Genomic DNA, 17,707 nt, shown 5'->3' on the forward strand with positions numbered 1-17,707 from the left:
CCAAGGTGAGTGCTCCTTCATGTCCACGAAAACCATCCTTGTCACCGGCGCCACCGACGGGCTCGGTCTCGCCGCTGCGAAGAAGCTGGCCGCCAAGGGCCATCGCCTCTTTCTTCACGGTCGCGACCAGGAAAAGCTGGAAGCTGCTAAGGCCGAGATCTCGGGAGAGGCAGAGACGCTCATTGCGGATCTGTCCAACATGACGGAAGTCAACGCGCTCGCCGACAAGGCTGCTGCCCGCGCCGGCAAGATCGACGTGCTGATCAACAATGCAGGTGTCTTCAAGGCTGATGAAGCCATCACCCCCGAGGGTCTCGACATCCGCTTTGCGGTCAACACGCTCGCCCCTTATCTTTTGACGCGCCTCTTGCTGCCCTCGATGCCAAAGGATGGGCGGGTCGTCTCGCTCTCCTCGGCCGCACAGGAGCCTGTTGATATCCGTGCCCTGAAAGGCAATCACCAGCTTGGCGACATGGACGCCTATGCACAAAGCAAGCTGGCGCTGATCATCTGGACAAAGGCACTCGCCGCAGAACATCCGGACGGCCCCACCTTCATCGCGCTCAATCCCGGCTCCCTGCTGGCCACCAAGATGGTGCGCGAAGGATTCGGCATTGACGGTAGCGATGTGAATATCGGCGGCGATATCATCACGGAAGCTGCCTTGTCCGATGATTTCGCGGATCGTTCAGGCGAATATTACGACAATGATGGCGGCGGCTTCTCCGAACCGCATCCCGCTGCACTGGACGTGAATGCGAGCGCCAATGTCATGGAAGCGATCAAGGAACTGGTCGGTCTGGGATAAGCGCAGCACGCCCTTCGAACTGATTTCCCGCCCTCCCCTGCACCTGCGGCTCTGGCCAGGCAGTTGATTTATCAGATTGAACCGCGCCGTTACGGCCGGACGATTCGCGTTGGCTCCGGTTTCCTGAGATTTTAATTCCTACTTGTTGACATCTCAATATGAATGGTTAGCATCTTACCCAAAGGAGCAGCCATGTACGATCCTTCTTCGCCATTCACCAGCGCCACGCCGTTCAAGCCCTCACAGAAGGCTGATTTTGCGGAAGAGCGGCTGCGCGCCGCGGTTCAGTGGTGCGAGCTTCTGCCCGGTGAAATGGTGGGTGAACAGGATCTGGTTGAGCGTTTCGGGTTGGGGCGTGCCGGTGTGCGCGCGGCGCTTGCCAAACTTGCCGTGACCGGCATGGTCGAGGCGGTGCCGCGTGCAGGCTGGCGTATTCAGCCGATCAGCGGCGCCTTGATCGGCAATGTCATTGATGCACGCCGTCTCGTCGAGCCGGCCATGGCCAAGGTCGAGCTCTCGCCCGAACAGGTTCTGCGGGCACGCGAGATGCAAAGCGTGATCTCTGCGCTCGTACAGTCCGGTGATCATGGTGCGGCACAGACCGCCTCCCAGGAATATGGCCGCGAGGTTCTCGAGCTGGTGCGAGCCGGCGTCAATCCGCTTGTCGGAAATCTTCTGGGAGAGCTTTGGGACCAGAGCGAGCGCATCGTGCGCTTCCTCGAACTCAAAGGCAGCAAGACTTTTGCGGTGGTGGATGCAGGTCCGTTGCTGGAGGCGCTTCTTGCCCGTGATCCGGCTGCGATCCTGATGCAGCGCAAGAGCGACATCGACCGCTTCGAACGCCATATGACCGCGTGCCTGTTCCGCGACGACACGGCAATTGCGGCATCCTCGACAAAACAAAACAATCGGCCGGCTGATAATGCCGAGCCCAAGAAAACTTCAACTGGGAACATAAGCGAAAAATGGGAGACCGGAGATGACAAATACTTCGAATAGCAGGATTCTTGGCGCGCTTGCGCTCGCGCTGTCACTGAGCACCGCACTGCCCGGCATGGCCGAGGCGAAAGAGGTTCTGACGATCGATCTCGTCAATGAGCCTGCCACGCTGGACCCGCACAAGCAGTGGAATCCGGACAGCTACTACGTATACCGCAACATTTTCGACAATCTCGTCACTCGTGATGATGCTGGCGAAATCATGCCGCAGATCGCCACCGAGTGGGACCAGATCTCCGACACGGAAGTCGTCTTCACAATCCGCGACGACGTGATGTTTCACGATGGTGAAAAACTGACGCCTGAAGACGTGGTCTTCACGGTCAAGCGCATCACCGACCCGGCTTTTGCCAGCCCGCAGCTCGGCCAGTTCGACAAGATCGTCGAAGCCGAGGTGATGGAAGGCAACAAGGTCAAGCTGACGACGGACGGACCTTACCCCGCACTTCTGGCGCAGCTCGTGAAGCTGTCCATCGTGCCGGAACATGTGGTCACGGAAGTTGGCGATGATGCGTTCAATGCCAATCCGGTTGGCAGCGGGCCCTACAAATTCGCGAGCTGGAACCGCGGCGTCGACGTGAAGCTTGAGCGCAACGACGAATATTGGGGCGAGAAGGGCGTTTTCGAAAGTGCGGTCTTCCGTGGCGTGCCGGATGCTTCGACCCGTCTGGCCAATCTGCAGGCAGGCACCGCCGACCTCGTCGTGACGCTGAACGCCGATCTGGCACAGCAGCTTGAAGCCAGCGGCCGCGGCAAGGTCATGACGGTCAACACCGAGCGCGTTGCCTATTTCGCCATGAACAGCGCGCTTGAGCCGCTCGACAACATGGAGCTGCGCAAGGCGATCGGCTATGCAATCGACCGCGAAGGCATCGTGGAAGGCCTGCTTGGCGGCTACCCGAAGGTGGTGGACGAGCTCGTCTCTCCCGCACATTTCGGCTGGGTCGATGGCGTTGAAGGCTTCAGCTACGATCCCGATCAGGCAAAGGAGATCATCTCCGGTCTGGGCGAGGATGCAAAGCAGACTATGAAGCTGGCGACTTCGCCGGTATTTGATCAGCGCGTCGTCCAGGCCATCCAGCAGATGCTCACCGATGTGGGCTTGAGCGTCGAGATCGAGACCACCGATATGGCCACCTGGCTGAAGGACCAGCAGACGACGCCGGACCAGGCGCCGATGCTCACTTTCAGCCGCTGGTCCTGCGCCTGTCAGGATGCGGACGGCATCATGTATCCGCTGCTTCACTCATCGAGTGCCTGGTCACGCTTCAATGACGGCGAAATCGACAAGCTGCTCGATGACGCACGCAGTGAGCTGGATGTCGAGAAGCGCCAGCAGCTCTACGCGGATCTGCACGATCTCGTGATCGACAAGGTAGCGATCCTGCCCCTCTACCAGGCCGCAATCATCTATGGTGGCGCAGAAGCGCTTGAATGGCAGCCCACCTCGAATGAAAGCCTGTTCCTCAACCGTATGGGCTGGGCGGAATAATCTGCCACGCTTGAAAAGCGCGCGTGTGCCATGAAACTGGCACACGCAATCCAGCCAAGGAGTATATCCATGCGTATCCGCACCGCTTTGCTGGCCGCTACCTGTGCGATGATTTTCGCTCAGCCGCTCGGCGCGAAGGAACTTCTGACGATCGATCTCGTCAACGAGCCGACCACGCTTGACCCGCACATGCAGTGGAATCCGGACAGCTACTATGTCTACCGGAACATTTTCGACAACATCGTCACCCGCGACAATGATGGCAAGATCGTGCCGCAGGTGGCCGAAAGCTGGGAGCAGATTTCCGATACGGAACTCGCTCTGACGATCCGCGAAGGCATCAAGTTCCACGACGGTTCGGACTTGACGGCTGAGGATGTCGCTTTCTCGGTGAAGCGCATCATCGACCCCGAATTCGCAAGCCCCCAGCTTGGTCAGTTCAACAAGATCACGGACGCACGCGTCGAAGGTGACAACAAGGTCGTTCTCGTAACCGATGGTCCTTACCCGGCGCTGCTCGCACAGCTCGTGAAGCTGTCGGTGGTGCCAAAGGCCGTTGTCGAGGAAGCCGGCAAGGATGGCTTCAATGCCAATCCGGTGGGTTCCGGCCCCTACAAGTTCGGCGAACAGCAGCGCGGCGTGTCGGTCACGCTCGTGCGCAACGACGACTATTGGGGCGAGAAGGGCGAGTTCGAGGAAGCCGTCTTCCGCGCGGTTCCCGATGCGGCAACACGCGTTGCCAATCTGAAGGCCGGTACGTCGGACCTCGTCGTGAGCCTCGATTCCGATCTGGCGCTCCAGCTTGAAAACGACCCGCAGGTTCAGCTTCTGACCGCTCTGACAGAACGCGTCGGCTTCATGGGCATCAACACAACCCGCGAGCCGCTGGACGACCCGGAGCTTCGCAAGGCGCTCGCCATGGCGATCGACCGTGAAGGTATCGTGGAAGGCATTCTGGGCGGCGGCGAGAAGGTTGTTTCGCAGATGGCGACCTCGGCGCATTTCGGTTATGTCGAAGGCATCGAGCCGATCCCTTACGATCCCGAGCAGGCAAAGCAGATTGTCGAGGCCGCAGGTGATGCGGCCAAGACCAAGATGGAATTTGCCACGGCTCCGGTCTTCGATCAGCGTATCGTCCAAGCCATCCAGCAGATGCTCAATGATGTCGGCTTCAATGTCGAGATCAACATGTCGGACATGGCAACCTATCTGAAGACGGTGCAGCAGCCCGAACAGGGAAGCCGCCCCTACCTCTCCTTCGGTCGCTGGTCCTGCGCCTGTCAGGATGTTGACGGCGTACTCTTCCCGCTTCTGCATTCCGGTTCCAACTGGTCGCGCGTTTCCAGCGAGACGATCGACGAGGCACTTGAAACCGGTCGTTCCTCACTCGATGAGCAGGAGCGCCTGGACGCATACAAGACCGTGCATCAGCTGGTCCACGACGAGACGCTCATCCTGCCGCTCTACCAGGCAGCCGCACTTTACGGTGGTGCTGCAGAACTGGAATGGGAACCGACGGCGAATGAGAGCCTCTTCCTCAACCGCATGAGCTGGAAAGAACAGGAATAAGGCGTGGTCGTCTTCCTAGCAAAAAGAGCGGGCCAGGCACTGGTCGCGATTTTCGGGGTCATGACGCTGGTGTTCTTCATCCAGCGTCTGACCGGCGATCCGACCTATCTGCTGGTGCCTGAAACCGCCACTCAGGAAGACATCGAGGCCATGCGTCAGTCGCTTGGCCTCGACCGTCCCCTGCTGGTTCAGTATCTGTCCTTTCTGGCAGACATCGTCCGCTTCGACCTCGGGCGCTCCTTCATCCAGAACATCCCCGTGACGGATATCGTCGCCTCGCGCCTGCCCTATACGTTGCAGCTTGCCGGTGGTGCGCTGTTCGTCGCCTTCGTGATCGGGCTGCCGATCGGCCTGATCCTGGCGCTGGCGCGCAAATACAAGAGCTCCAACATCCTGATGGGTGTCGTGCTTGCCGCCCAAAGCCTGCCGACCTTCTGGAGCGGCATATTGATGATCATGGTGTTCGGCGTCTGGCTCGGCTGGCTTCCGCCGTCCGGTTCGGGAACATTTGCGCATCTGATCATGCCGTCGATTGCGCTCGGGCTGCTGTCCATGGCGACCTATGCCCGCATCGCGCGCTCTTCCGTTCTTGATGAACTCTCCAAGGATTATGTGCGCTCCGCGCGAGCCCGCGGCGTGCCGCAGGGCCGCCTCGTGCGCCGCCACCTCCTGCGCAACTCGGTCATACCCGTTATCTCCATCACGGCTCTTGAAATCTCCCAGCTTCTGGCTGGCGCGGTGATCGTCGAGACGGTGTTCGCCTGGCCCGGCCTGGGGCTGCTGACCGTCCAGTCCGTCGTCGCTCGCGACTTCGTCGTCGTCCAGGGCGTGGTGCTTCTGGGTGCCTTCGTCACCATCGCGGTGAACTTCATCGCCGACATACTCTACAGCGTGGTCGATCCGCGCATCAGGCTGGACGGAGCGGGCCAATGACGACACTCATCAACCGCATCCGCCCGATCTTCCTGTCGTCAGGCAGCGGCGTTCCAACCGGCTTCTTTATCGGTGTGGTCGCACTGATGGTGATTGTCGCGATCTTTGCCCCCTGGATCGCGCCTTATGACCCCAATGCGCAGAACCTGCTTGGGCGTCTGAAGGCACCGGGCACAGAAGCGCGCAACGTCCTCTATGTCCTGGGCTCGGATGAGCTTGGCCGCGATCTGCTAAGCCGGCTCATCTATGGGGCCCGCATCTCGCTGTCGGTAGCGTTTCTTTCGGTCATCCTCTCGGGCTGTGTGGGCATCCTGCTCGGCATGCTGGCCGGTTATCGGCGGGGCTGGGTCGAAACCGTCATCATGCGCCTGGTCGACATCTTCCTGTCGGTCCCGGCGATCCTCCTTGCGATCATCACGGTCGCGGTTCTGGGACCTGGCTTCGTCAATGTGATCCTCGTGCTCGCACTGACCCGCTGGCCGCGCTATGCCCGTGTTGCCTATGGCCAGACACTCTCGGTCGCAGGGCAGCCCTATGTGCGCCTGGCGCGGGCAATGGGTGCCAGTTGGGGTCGCATTCTGCTTCTGCACATCCTGCCGAACATCATCGCTCCGCTCTCGGTCGTCGCGACGCTGGAATTCGGCCTGATGGTGCTTTTCGAAGCGGGTTTGTCCTTCCTTGGCCTCGGTGTTCAACCGCCAACCGCAAGCTGGGGCGCGATGCTTTCGGTGGGACGCAATTACGTCTCCAACGCCTGGTGGATCGCCACCTTTCCCGGCCTCTGTCTTTTCATGCTCGTGCTTTCGGTCAACCTGATCGGTGACCGGCTGAGCGAATATCTCAACCCGAAATCACGGTGATACCTATGGAATTCGGCAATCATTTCGAGGGCCGTCGCGTGGTCCTGACCGGTGCTGCAGGTCTTTTCGGCAGCGGTCTTGCCAAGGTCTTTGCAGCACATGGCGCAAAACTCTGCCTCACGGACCGCAACCAGCAGGATGTCGAGAAGGTACTCGGCGAGATCGAGGCTCCGGCAGGAAGCTTCGCCCATGCGGCCGAACTGACCGAGAAGGACTCCATGCAGGCCCTTGTCGATGCGGTTGGCGAGAAGTGGGGTGCTGCAGACATCGTCATCAACAATGCGGCGATCTACCCCTCCGGCTTCATGCTCGACATCGAGCTCGAAGACTGGGATCGAATGATGAACATCAATCTGCGCGCGCCCTATTTTCTCACGCGGCAGTTCTCGCGCCAGATGATCGATCAGGGCGTGAAGGGCAACTTCATCAATATCGGCTCAGGCGCCTCGCGAAAGATGCGTCTCACCGTTGCCCCCTACTGCATCTCGAAATCCTCGCTCGACCGCCTCACCAAGGGTTGGGCGCAGGAACTCGCGCAGTTCGGCATCCGCGTCAATTCGCTCGAGCCCGGCTTCTCTGCCGGCAGCACCGTCAGCCATCTTTCAGACGAACACATCAAGCGGGCAACTGCGGCAGTGCCTCTTGGCCGTGCTTCCTCCATAGAAGATATCGGTCCGGCAGCACTCTATCTGGCATCGGACTTCGCAGCCTATGTCACCGGCGCCACGATGACCGTGGACGGCGGCAATTCGCTTGGCTCAATGGATGTATACCAAGACAAGAAGAGGCCGCTTTGACCATGAAGATGCCCGCTCCCTACAAGTGGCCCGAAGGCAAGAAGGCGGCCTTTTGCTTCAGCGTCGACGTGGACGCCCATTCACCGTGGATGTGGAACAACCGCAACGACCAGCCGCAGCTTCTCTCCCATCTCGAGCAGCGCCATTTTGGCCCGCGCGTCGGACTGCCACGCATTGTCGAGATGCTGGACAGGCTTGGCGTCAAGGGCAGCTTCTTCGTCCCTGCCGCCGTCGCCGAGAAATATCCCGACATGCTGCCTTCGCTCGTCGAAGGGGGCCACGAAATAGGCCTGCACGGCTATTTCCACGAGCTCGTAAACCAAACGAGCGACGAGGAATTTACGCGCATGCTCGAAGCCTCCATCGCGCTGTTTGAAAAACAGGTCGGCTTCAAGCCTGCAGGCTTCCGTTCTCCTGCCTGGGAAATGACCCCGCATATGGTGGCCGAGATCAGGAAGCACGGCTTCTATGATAGCTCGCTCATGGGCTACGACACGCCTTATGAAGTCGATCAGGTGACCGAGGTGCCCGTCAACTGGAGCACGGATGACGCGATCTTCTTCAAATTTCTGGGCGGTGCGGGCTTCGACATGTGGCCGCCGGTCGGCACCGACCGTGTGCTCGCCGCATGGACGGACGAACTTGACGCGCTTCATGACGCGGGCGCGCTCTTCATGCTGACCATCCACGACTGGATCTCCGGCCGCGCGCCGCGCACCGTCATGGTCGAGAAGCTGCTTCAGGACGTGCTCTCGCGCTCCGATCTCTGGGTCGCGACGGTCGGTGAAGTGGCTGCCCACCATGAAGCGGAGAACAAGGGCGCGAATGAGGTCGGCATCGACATTCCCGCCCCCATGTTCGACCACCCAGCCTGGAAAGGTGAATGATGCAAACCTGGCAGATCAAGAAGGGCCAGCTTTCCAGCGACAAGGGTGTTGTCGCAGCCCAGCATTTCGAGGCAGCCCGCGCGGCAGCCGACGTGCTGGCCCGCGGTGGCAATGCGATGGACGCGGCTGTCACCTGCGCGCTCGCACTCTCCGTGGTCGAGCCCTGGCTGAGCGGTGTCGGCGGTGGCGGCTTCCTGCTTTACGGCGATGGCAAGACGGGTGAAGTCGACACGCTCGACTTCAATGTCCGCGCCTCGCGCAATATCGATCCCGCACGATATCCGCTCGTTGAAGGCAATGACGGCGAATGGTTCAACTGGCCGGCGGTCAAGGATGACCGTAACATTATCGGCTACGAATCCATCTGCATTCCCGGTGCCGTCGATGGCCTGGCGCAGGCGCTTGAGAAATACGGCACGATCAGCTTCGCAGAAGCCGTCCAGCCTGCCATAGAACTTGCCGAGCGCGGCATGATCGTCGACTGGTTCACCGCCTTGTGCTTCGCCATCGATGCACGCGGCCTTGCCCGCTACGAGCATTCCGCAGAACTCTTCCTTGAAGACGGAATGCCGATCCGCACTCCCGCGTCCGGTGGCGCGGAATATCTGCCGATGCCCGCCAAGGCTAGAATGCTGAAGCGGCTTGCCGAAGCCGGTCCCCGCGACTTCTATGAAGGCCAGACTGCAAGTCAGATCGTGGAAGATCTCAAAGCAGGCGGCAATGTGATCGACGCACAAGACCTGGCAGGCTTCTCATCACGCTGGGCAAAGCCCGCAACGGCGAGTTACCGCGACACCGAGATAAATGTGATCGCGGACCTCTCCGGCGGTCCGAGCTTCATCCACGCCATGGCAGAAGTGGAAGCCAAGCTTGATGTGACGAAGCGCCCGGATGCTGCCGCTTCCCGGCTCTATGCGCAGGCGATACGCCGTGCCTACGAGTACCGCCTGCAGAACATGGGACATGCCGCCAGGCGCGAGGACTGCACCAGCCACATGTCGGTGGTGGATTCCGAGGGCAACATGGTGTCGCTGACCAACACGCTGCTCTCGCGCTTCGGCTCCAAGGTGACGCTGCCACAGACCGGCATGCTGATGAACAACGGCATGATGTGGTTCGACCCGCGTCCGGGTGCGGCCAATGCGATTGCACCCGCAGCACAGCCGCTCGCCAATATGTGTCCCGTTCTCTTCCGCAAGAACGGCAAGCCATATCTGGCTATAGGTGCAGCCGGCGGACGGCAGATCTTCCCTGCCCTCGTTCAGCTTTCATCCTATGTCATCGACTATGGCATGAATCTCGAAAATGCCTTCCACGAGCCTCGCATAGACGCCAGCACGCCGACCATTCTGGTCGACCGCATGGCGCAGACCGATGTGGCAGCGGCAATCGCTGAGGACTTCCCGGTGAAGATCGTGTCGAATACGCTTCATCCGGTGAATTTCGCAATCCCCTCGGCTGTTCTGCGCGACGCGGAGGGCATGCATCACGGCATGAGCCACCCAAGCAATCCATGGGCCGGCGTGGCCGGGGAGGGCGATGATGGCAGCAGCGGTTGAGAACGAAGCAGCCACCGCACTTCAGGTCGAGGATCTGAAGGTCTCGATCGGCGGCAAGATGGTCGTCGATGGCGTGGATCTTGAAGTCGGACAGGGCGAGATCGTGGCCCTGGTCGGTGAGAGCGGCTCGGGCAAAAGCCTGAGTGCCCTTTCGATCATGGGGCTCCTGGCTGGAAATCTGGAACGTTCAGCAAAATCGATCAGGCTCGGCGACGAGGCCATCGAGACCTATGGCGATGCCCGGATGCGCCATCTTCGCGGCGATGCCATGTCCATGATTTTCCAGGAACCGGTGGCCTCTCTCAATCCGCTGATGAGTGTCGGTGAACAGGTGTCGGAAAGCCTTGTGGTCCACGGCCATGCCTCGAAGGACGAGGCCTGGGACAAGGCGGTGAAGATGCTGGCCGATGTCGGCATCCCGGAACCGGAACGCCGCGCGCGCCAGTTTCCCGCGGAACTCTCCGGCGGCATGTGCCAGCGTGTCATGATCGCTTCGGCCCTCATCGCCCGCCCTCGCCTGCTGATCGCCGATGAGCCGACGACTGCACTGGACGTGACCATTCAGGCGCAGATCCTGGAACTGATGAAGCGCCTTCGCGACGAGACCGGTACATCCGTTCTCATCATCACGCACGATATGGGTGTTGTTGCCGCCCTCGCCGACAAGGTCTGTGTCATGTATGGCGGGCGCATCGTTGAACAGGCGGAGGTCTACGAGATATTCCGCAATCCCTCGCACCCCTACACGAAGCTCCTCCTTTCAACGATCCCCAAGCTCGGCGGGGCGCGCAAGGAAGCGCTGTTCTCGATCAAGGGCACCGTGCCCGATCTGAATTCCTGGCCGGAAGGTTGCCGCTTTCGCACGCGCTGCCCGCTGGCGGACGAGAAATGCGCCGAGCGGCCGCCCTTCCTGCCCGTGAATGGCGAAGGCGATCACCGATCCGCATGCTGGCACATGGACAGGCTGGAGGAACTCGCATGAGCCGCGAAACAATTCTCTCCGTCCGCAATCTGAAGGTTCATTTTCCGGTCAAGGGTGGCATCAACCGCCCCTCCGGCACGGTGAAGGCAGTCGATGGCGTCAGCTTTGATGTCCAGGCAGGCGAGACGGTTGCCGTTGTCGGCGAGTCCGGTTGCGGCAAGTCAACCACGGGCAACGCGATCCTGAGCCTCGCGCCCATCACCGCAGGTGAAGTGCATTTCAACGGTCAGGACATTGCCCGCATGAAGCCTGCCGAGCGCAAGACGCTGTGGCGTGATCTTCAGGTTGTCTTTCAGGACCCGGTCTCCGCGCTCAATCCGAAACGGACCATCGCGCAATCCATCGCCGAACCGCTGGCGATCAACGGCTACAGCCGCAAGGAACAGGACGCGCGGGTGGACGAACTGGTGGCGCTCGTAGGCCTGAACCAGAGCCAGCGCGACCGCTATCCCAACGAGCTTTCCGGCGGTCAGCGCCAGCGCGTCGTCATAGCGCGCGCGCTTGCGCTCAATCCGAAGCTGGTCATCTGCGACGAGCCTGTTTCCGCCCTCGACGTCTCCATCCAGTCGCAGATCCTCAATCTGCTGATGGAGCTCCAGGAGCGGCTGGGGCTTTCCTATCTCTTCATCTCGCACGACCTGTCAGTGGTCCGCCATCTCGCAGACCGCGTGATCGTGATGTATCTCGGCACGATCGTCGAGGAAGCGCAAACGGACGAGCTCTTCACAAATCCGCGCCATCCCTATACGCGCGCACTGTTGAGCGCCATTCCGGAGCCCGACCCCGTCGTCCAGCGTGCAAAGAAGCCCATCCCCTTGCAGGGCGAACTGCCAAGCCCGCTGAACCCGCCCGCCGGATGTCCGTTCGTCACGCGTTGTCCGCTGCGCGAAGAAGCATGCAGCACGATCAGGCCGGAGCTGACGCCCGATCCGACTTCGCCCACCCATCACTTCGCCTGCCTCGTCGAAGCGCGGGCAGTGCCCGTGAACGTCTAGCGCCCGACACGCCAACTTCTACAGGAGGCCTGAAATATGGATCTCGCACCGATCGTCAATGATGCACGCCAATGGCGCCGTCATCTGCACCAGATGCCCGAACTGCAATTTGTCGAGCACAAGACCGCCGATTTCGTCGCGGAGAAACTCGCCTCCTTCGGGCTTGAGGTACATCGCGGCATGGGTGGCACCGGCGTTGTTGCGGTCATAGATGGCAAAGGTCCAGGCAAGAACATTGCACTGCGCTGCGAGCTCGACGCCCTTCCGATCGAGGAACAGACAAATGTGGAATATTCCTCGCGCAATGAAGGCGCGATGCATGCCTGTGGACATGACGGGCATATGTCCATGCTGCTTGGCGCTGCGCGCAGCCTGAGCGAGAACCGCGACTTTGGCGGGACCGTCACGGTTATCTTCCAGCCCGCCGAAGAATTCGGCGGTGGCGGCAACAAGATGATCGAGGACGGCTTGTTCGAGAAGTTCCCGGTCGACGAAGTCTACGCCATTCACAACATGCCGGGCGTGAAGGCAGGTCAGGTCGCGGCCCTTGCAGGCCCGGTCATGGCGGCCGCGCGCAGCTGGGACCTCATCATCCGTGGCAAAGGCGCTCACGCAGGCTGGCCGCATACGGGCATCGACGGCATCGCCATCGCCCATGACTTCACCAGCGGCTGCAACACCATCGTCGCGCGCGAGACCGACCCGGTCGAGGCAGTCGTCATCTCGCCAACGCAGATCCATGCCGGCACCAACTACAATGTGGTACCCGAAGTGGTGAAGGTCGGCGGCACGATCCGCACCTTGAGCAACGAATCCATGGCAATGGTCATGGACAAGATGCGCCAACTTGCGAAGGGCCTTGCCATCGCCAAGGGCTGCGAGATCGAGCTGGACATCCATGAAGGCTATCCCGTCACGGTCAACCATGCGGCACAGGTGGATGCGGCATTGCAGATCGCCCGCGATACTTTCGGAGCCGACGCCGTGGACGAGGAAGTCGCGCCAAAGATGGGCACGGAAGATTTCAGCTACATGCTGGCGAAAAAGCCCGGCGCCTATATCTTCCTGGGCTCTGGCGACACTGCCCCGCTGCACAATCCCAAATACGACTTCAACGACGACATCCTGGAGCGCGGTATCGGGCTGCTCGCAAGCCTCGCACGCAAACGAACGGCCGCCTGAACCAGACAGTCGCCGGCGCCGTCAGTCGGCGGACAACGGTTTCTGTCCGAGCACGTTTGTCAGATGGTCAGCCAACATCTTCACGCGGCGGGGCTGCGTGCGGCCGGGCGGGAAAAGAAGTTGCAGTGGCGCCGGGGGTGTCGTTTGACGAGCACCCGGCCCCCGTGTCCGGGTGTTTCGGGACTGCCGAATTTCACATGGAGTGAGGCTGGATGATCAACCCGGATTCCACTCTCACGGCAGAGGCAGCTCGCCGCCCTCGTTCAGCGATGAAAGCACCTGCGCAATCTCTTCCCGCATGAAGCGGTGGGCGGGATTGGCCGAGGAGCGGCGGTGCCATGCGCTGATGATCAACGGCGGGTCAATCGGCATGGGCGGGGGATGGATCGACAGCGCCAGCTGGTCGGAGAGTTGCTCGGCAAGCTGGCGCGGTACGAGTGCGATCAGATCGCTGACGCTGACGGCCCGACACACGCCCGAGAAGACTGGCATGGTCATGACCACCCGCCTCTGCCTTCCCACCCGTGCCAGCGCGGCATCTCCCATCGCACTGGTCTTGCCTTCGGGCGAGAACAGTACATGGCCAAGGTCGCAGAAGAGATCCATCGGAAGCATTTCGCCGGCTTTGATTCCTGCTGCGGCGATCCGTGGATTGCCCCTTGCGGCGATCGCCACGAAGCTTGAGCGGAAGAGCGCGCGTTTTTCCACCCAATCGGGCACCTGCGTGTCCGGCAGAAGGGCAAGGTCGGCCTCGTAGCGTTCCAGCGTTTCGACATAGCTGTATGGCACGAGGTCGACGAGCTGCACCCTGATACCCGGTGCCTTCCGGCGCAGATCGGTCGCCAGCCGCGGCATCAGCATCTCGGCGAAGAAATCGCTGCCCGCGATCTTGAAGGACAATTCCGCTTCATGGGGAACAAAGCGTTCGCCCCCGCACAGCAGTTCCTCCAGCCGGTCCAGTTCCACGCGCAGCGGCGTGGCCAGTGACGCAGCGTAGTCTGTTGCACGCAGCCCCTGCCCGTGACGCACGAAAAGCGGATCGCCAAGCGCATGGCGCAGCCGCGACAGCGCTCCCGAGACAGCCGACTGCGACATGCCCAGCCGCTCTCCGGCTTTCACCGTGGAGCCCTCATGCAGCAGTGCATCGAGCACGCGCAGAAGATTGAGATCGAGGGTCAAAAAATTCATGGCGCTGATAGTCTATATCGAAACTAGCGATTTTTCACATACCGCAGCCTCGGCTATCGTCGTCCCCGCGAAAGTGCTCCCGTTCCCCATGGGAACCCAGCCTGGAGGCGGTGACAATGGAACAACTTCTGAAGGAAACCCAGCCCATCAGCTGGAACGGGGTCACGTACAAGACACTGCTCGATGGTTTGGGCAGTGGTGGTGCAATGTCCATCGTGGACAGCATCTCGCCACCCGGTTTCGGGCCTCCCCGTCATATTCACGATGCCGAGGACGAAGCCTTCGTCCTATTGACCGGCCGCTGCCGCTTCTGGATGGAGGGTGAGACCTTCGAACGGGGCGCGGGCGCGGCTGTCTTCGTGCCGCGGGGAAAGGAACACACTTTTCAGGTCGTCGGTGACGAGCCGTGTCGGCACCTGCTCATCCTCACGCCCTCGGGCTTTGAGAATTTCTTCGCGGATATGGCTGCGGGCGCATTCCGCATACCCGAAGACATGGGCGATGTCGAAGAGGCAGCTGCGCGGCACAATCTGCGTTTCACCGGCCCGCCACTGGGAGCTGAATGAAGCGCAGATGCAGAAATCAACCGTCTACCACATCCCGGTCTGCCCTTTCTCCCAAAGGCTCGAGATCCTTCTGGAACTCAAGGGGCAACGGGAGGCCGTATCCTTCGAAGTCGTGGACATAACCAGGCCGCGCGACCCGGCTCTTTTGGAAAAGACGCGAGGCACCACTGCGCTGCCCGTTCTGGAGACGCCCGACGGGAAGATCATCAAGGAAAGCCTTGTTATCCTCGATTATCTTGACGAGGCACTGCCCGGACCGCTCATCCGCCGCTCCGACCCGTTGCAGCACGCCATTGAACGCATGCTGATTGTGAAGGAAGGCGCGTTCACCGCCGCAGGCTATTCGCTTGTGATGAACCAGAAAGAAAAGGCGCGTGACCAGATGACGGACAAGCTCGTCGCGCTCTACGCAGAGCTTGATGATTTCCTGCGCTTCCACAATCCTCACGGAATCTTTCTCTTCGACGACTTCGGCCTTGCGGAAGCGGTGTTCACGCCGGTCTTCATGCGCTTCTGGTTCCTTGAATATTACGAGGGATTTGAGCTGCCGCGCCGCGCCGAATTCGACCGCGTCCATGTATGGCGTGAAGCCTGCCTGGCGCATGAAGCTGCCCAGCAGGTGAGCCGCGAGGAGGTCGTGAAGCTCTACTACGATTACGCTCTGGGCGCGGGCAATGGTGCGCTGCCCGAGGGGCGCAAGCGCTCAAGCTTTGCGTTTGAACCGCATTGGCGCGAGCGGCCCTGGCCGCCGAGGGAAAAATACGGACCAACCGCATCAGATAAGGCACTTGGCCTCGTCTGATCCTGCTTCGCCCTAAGGCGTGACCAGAACCTTCACAAGCTTCTCGCGGTCTTCAACAAGAGCCGGAAATTGCTTTGGCAGGTCCGGCAGCGCGATCGTTCGGGAGGCGATGGCGTCGGTGGGAATATGGCCGTCGCGGATAGCCTTCATGACGCGCTCGAAATCGTCCTTCAGAGCGTTGCGCGAACCGATGATCCGCGCCTCGCGCTTATGAAACTCGCTGTCGGTGAAAGAAATGTCGTCCTTCACCACGCTCACCAGCACGGTCGAGCCGCCATGCGCGACGAGCGGGAAACCGGCTTCGATTGCCTTGGCATTGCCTGTTGCATCGAAAACCACGTCGAAACCTTCGGCGCGATCGCCCTGCAGGATGTCGTCACCGGGCTTGTGGTTCTTGTCGAAACCGAAGTGGGAGCGTGCCAGATCCAGCCGCGCATCGCTGAGATCCATCAGGTGAACCTCGGCTCCGGCAATGCGCGCGAACAGTGCTGCGCCGATCCCGATGGGTCCTGCACCCGTCACCAGAACGAGATCACCCGGCCCCGTGCCGGAGCGCTGGACAGCATGAGCACCAATGGCCAGGAACTCGACCATGGCCGCCTGCTGCGGCGTTAGTCCGTCGGCCGGATAGAGGTTTTCCGCTGGCACCGCGATGCGCTGGCACATGCCACCGTCACGATGAACGCCGAGAACCTCGATCCGCGTGCAGCAATTGGGCTTGCCGCGGCGGCAGGCGCGGCAGGTGCCGCAGGAGATATAGGGATTGATCACGACGAGCCGGCCCTGGTCGGGTCCGGATGCGACATGTCCGGATAGCTCATGCCCGATCATCCGCGGATATTGCAGGAATGGATGCTTGCCTTCGAAGATGTGGTAGTCCGTACCGCATATGCCCGCAGCCGCGATGTCCACCAGCACCCAGCCCTCGCGCGCTTCAAGAGGCAGATCGCGCTCATGGATGGAAATCTTGCCCGGCTCGTCACACACCACGCATTGCATCATCGAAGCAGAACTCCCTGTCATTGCTCGCTGCCGCGCGGAGCGGATCAACCGCACCATGCGCTTGTACTTTTATTATTAAATACGGTTACGTGGCAGGTGACGCCGGGTCAAATGTTTTTTATGATTCCGTACATGGCTTGCGGACACAACCGCGACCTTTCGGCGGGAAAGTGTGATTATGGCGCGCAGCGACAGGCGTTACAGGGAAGCCCATAACCATCTGCTCGACTATTGCGCGCGTCTGACCGTAGGTGACGCCATTCCATCCGAGAAAGCGCTAGGCGAGGAAATTTCCGTCAGCCGCACCGTCGTGCGTCGCTGCCTCAGCGGATTTGCGGAGATCGGCCTGATCTCCTGGGAAGGGCGCGACAAGCGCCTTCTGCGCCTTCCGCAAGAAGGCGACCGGCTGGACGAGATCGACGGAGGATTGTCTTCCGATGATCTCGAGCAGCGCTTCTTTGACTGGATCCTGCGCTTCGACGTTGCTGCCGACACACCGCTTTCGGTGGCGGAACTGTCGCGAACATTCAATGTCCCCCAGCATGAGCTTAAGGAGTTCCTTGCCGGCCTCAGCCGCTTCGGTCTTGTCACCCGTCGGCGCCAGGGCGGCTGGATGTTGCGCGGTTTCACCAAGGATTTCGCGGTCGAGCTTTCCGATTTCCGTTCGGTGCTGGAGCTGAACGCCATCGCTCAACTTCTGGAAGCGCCGGTGGATCACCCGATCTGGAAACAGCTCGAGCAGCTACGCGCGCAACATGTCGATCTCGCCCGCCGCATCGATGCCGACTTTCACGAATTTTCCAAGCTGGACGAAGCCTTTCACCGCGCGGTCAATTCGGTTGTCGCCAACCGCTTCACCCGCGAGTTCCAGAAGGTCATCTCGCTGATCTTCCACTACCACTATCTGTGGAACAAGGCGGAGGAGAAGGAGCGGAACCTGGCGGCGATCCAAGAGCATCTGGCGATCATCGACGCACTGGAAGCGCGCGACGAGGATGCCGCCATGAAGGCGGCACGCGCGCATCTGCGCACCTCGAAGACCACGCTTCTGTCCTCGTTGCGCTATCACGAACTTGGTTAGGCAGA

At 60.8% G+C, this 17,707-nt stretch carries 17 protein-coding genes; 15 read left to right on the forward strand and 2 right to left on the reverse strand.

Features of this window, described 5'->3' with window-relative positions; all coding sequences use genetic code 11:
* Nucleotides 1-19: 19 nt before the first annotated feature.
* The 12 genes from EL18_RS16190 to EL18_RS16245 all read left to right on the forward strand — a co-directional run bounded on the left by EL18_RS16190 (nucleotide 20) and on the right by EL18_RS16245 (nucleotide 13,063).
* Complete coding sequence (locus EL18_RS16190; protein WP_036486716.1) at nucleotides 20-808, forward strand: SDR family NAD(P)-dependent oxidoreductase; 789 nt, start codon at nucleotides 20-22, stop codon at nucleotides 806-808.
* Between the two features lie 192 nt (nucleotides 809-1,000).
* Nucleotides 1,001-1,807, forward strand: a complete 807-nt coding sequence (locus EL18_RS17410) for a GntR family transcriptional regulator (protein ID WP_051914413.1) — start codon at nucleotides 1,001-1,003, stop codon at nucleotides 1,805-1,807.
* Nucleotides 1,788-3,299 carry an ABC transporter substrate-binding protein gene (locus tag EL18_RS16200; protein WP_036486718.1) on the forward strand — a complete coding sequence of 504 codons (1,512 nt, stop codon included), beginning with the start codon at nucleotides 1,788-1,790 and terminating at the stop codon, nucleotides 3,297-3,299. The genes EL18_RS17410 and EL18_RS16200 overlap by 20 nt, the downstream gene beginning before the upstream one ends.
* Before the next feature lie 69 nt (nucleotides 3,300-3,368).
* Nucleotides 3,369-4,868, forward strand: coding sequence for an ABC transporter substrate-binding protein (locus tag EL18_RS16205; RefSeq protein WP_036486720.1), 1,500 nt, complete (start codon nucleotides 3,369-3,371; stop codon nucleotides 4,866-4,868).
* Between the two features lie 3 nt (nucleotides 4,869-4,871).
* Nucleotides 4,872-5,801: an ABC transporter permease gene (locus EL18_RS16210; RefSeq protein WP_036486728.1), complete on the forward strand. Its 930-nt coding sequence runs from the start codon at nucleotides 4,872-4,874 to the stop codon at nucleotides 5,799-5,801.
* The gene (locus EL18_RS16215; protein WP_051914416.1) at nucleotides 5,798-6,661 is read left to right on the forward strand and encodes an ABC transporter permease; all 864 of its coding nucleotides are present in this window, start codon (nucleotides 5,798-5,800) and stop codon (nucleotides 6,659-6,661) included. The genes EL18_RS16210 and EL18_RS16215 overlap by 4 nt, the downstream gene beginning before the upstream one ends.
* Before the next feature lie 5 nt (nucleotides 6,662-6,666).
* Nucleotides 6,667-7,458, forward strand: a complete 792-nt coding sequence (locus EL18_RS16220; RefSeq protein ID WP_036486729.1) for an SDR family NAD(P)-dependent oxidoreductase — start codon at nucleotides 6,667-6,669, stop codon at nucleotides 7,456-7,458.
* A gap of 2 nt (nucleotides 7,459-7,460) precedes the next feature.
* Complete coding sequence (locus EL18_RS16225) at nucleotides 7,461-8,345, forward strand: polysaccharide deacetylase family protein (RefSeq protein WP_036486733.1); 885 nt, start codon at nucleotides 7,461-7,463, stop codon at nucleotides 8,343-8,345.
* A complete protein-coding gene (locus tag EL18_RS16230) occupies nucleotides 8,342-9,904 on the forward strand; it encodes a gamma-glutamyltransferase (RefSeq protein ID WP_036486735.1) in 1,563 nt (520 codons plus the stop codon). The genes EL18_RS16225 and EL18_RS16230 overlap by 4 nt, the downstream gene beginning before the upstream one ends.
* Nucleotides 9,888-10,886 (forward strand): ABC transporter ATP-binding protein, encoded by a 999-nt coding sequence (locus tag EL18_RS16235; RefSeq protein ID WP_152553079.1) that lies wholly within the window; start codon nucleotides 9,888-9,890, stop codon nucleotides 10,884-10,886. Before EL18_RS16230 ends, EL18_RS16235 begins: the two co-directional genes overlap by 17 nt.
* On the forward strand, nucleotides 10,883-11,881 hold the full coding sequence (locus EL18_RS16240) for an ABC transporter ATP-binding protein (RefSeq protein ID WP_036486738.1): 999 nt from the start codon (nucleotides 10,883-10,885) through the stop codon (nucleotides 11,879-11,881). Before EL18_RS16235 ends, EL18_RS16240 begins: the two co-directional genes overlap by 4 nt.
* Before the next feature lie 36 nt (nucleotides 11,882-11,917).
* A complete protein-coding gene (locus EL18_RS16245; protein ID WP_036486740.1) occupies nucleotides 11,918-13,063 on the forward strand; it encodes a M20 aminoacylase family protein in 1,146 nt (381 codons plus the stop codon).
* Nucleotides 13,064-13,297: 234 nt separating this feature from the next.
* Here EL18_RS16245 and EL18_RS16250 read toward each other — a convergent pair whose 3' ends face one another.
* On the reverse strand, nucleotides 13,298-14,251 hold the full coding sequence (locus tag EL18_RS16250) for a LysR family transcriptional regulator (protein ID WP_036486742.1): 954 nt from the start codon (nucleotides 14,249-14,251) through the stop codon (nucleotides 13,298-13,300).
* Between the two features lie 116 nt (nucleotides 14,252-14,367).
* Between EL18_RS16250 and EL18_RS16255 the strand changes: the two genes are divergently transcribed.
* Nucleotides 14,368-14,817, forward strand: a complete 450-nt coding sequence (locus tag EL18_RS16255) for a cupin domain-containing protein (RefSeq protein ID WP_036486744.1) — start codon at nucleotides 14,368-14,370, stop codon at nucleotides 14,815-14,817.
* Between the two features lie 7 nt (nucleotides 14,818-14,824).
* The gene (locus EL18_RS16260; protein WP_036486746.1) at nucleotides 14,825-15,619 is read left to right on the forward strand and encodes a glutathione S-transferase family protein; all 795 of its coding nucleotides are present in this window, start codon (nucleotides 14,825-14,827) and stop codon (nucleotides 15,617-15,619) included.
* 12 nt (nucleotides 15,620-15,631) lie between these two features.
* Here EL18_RS16260 and EL18_RS16265 read toward each other — a convergent pair whose 3' ends face one another.
* Complete coding sequence (locus EL18_RS16265) at nucleotides 15,632-16,642, reverse strand: zinc-binding alcohol dehydrogenase family protein (RefSeq protein WP_244444631.1); 1,011 nt, start codon at nucleotides 16,640-16,642, stop codon at nucleotides 15,632-15,634.
* 157 nt (nucleotides 16,643-16,799) lie between these two features.
* On the opposite strand from EL18_RS16265, the gene EL18_RS16270 reads away from it, so the two are divergent.
* A complete protein-coding gene (locus EL18_RS16270; RefSeq protein WP_036486748.1) occupies nucleotides 16,800-17,702 on the forward strand; it encodes a GntR family transcriptional regulator in 903 nt (300 codons plus the stop codon).
* Nucleotides 17,703-17,707 lie beyond the last annotated feature (5 nt).

Origin of the sequence: Nitratireductor basaltis (assembly GCF_000733725.1) — a bacterium.
Lineage (GTDB): Bacteria > Pseudomonadota > Alphaproteobacteria > Rhizobiales > Rhizobiaceae > Chelativorans > Chelativorans basaltis.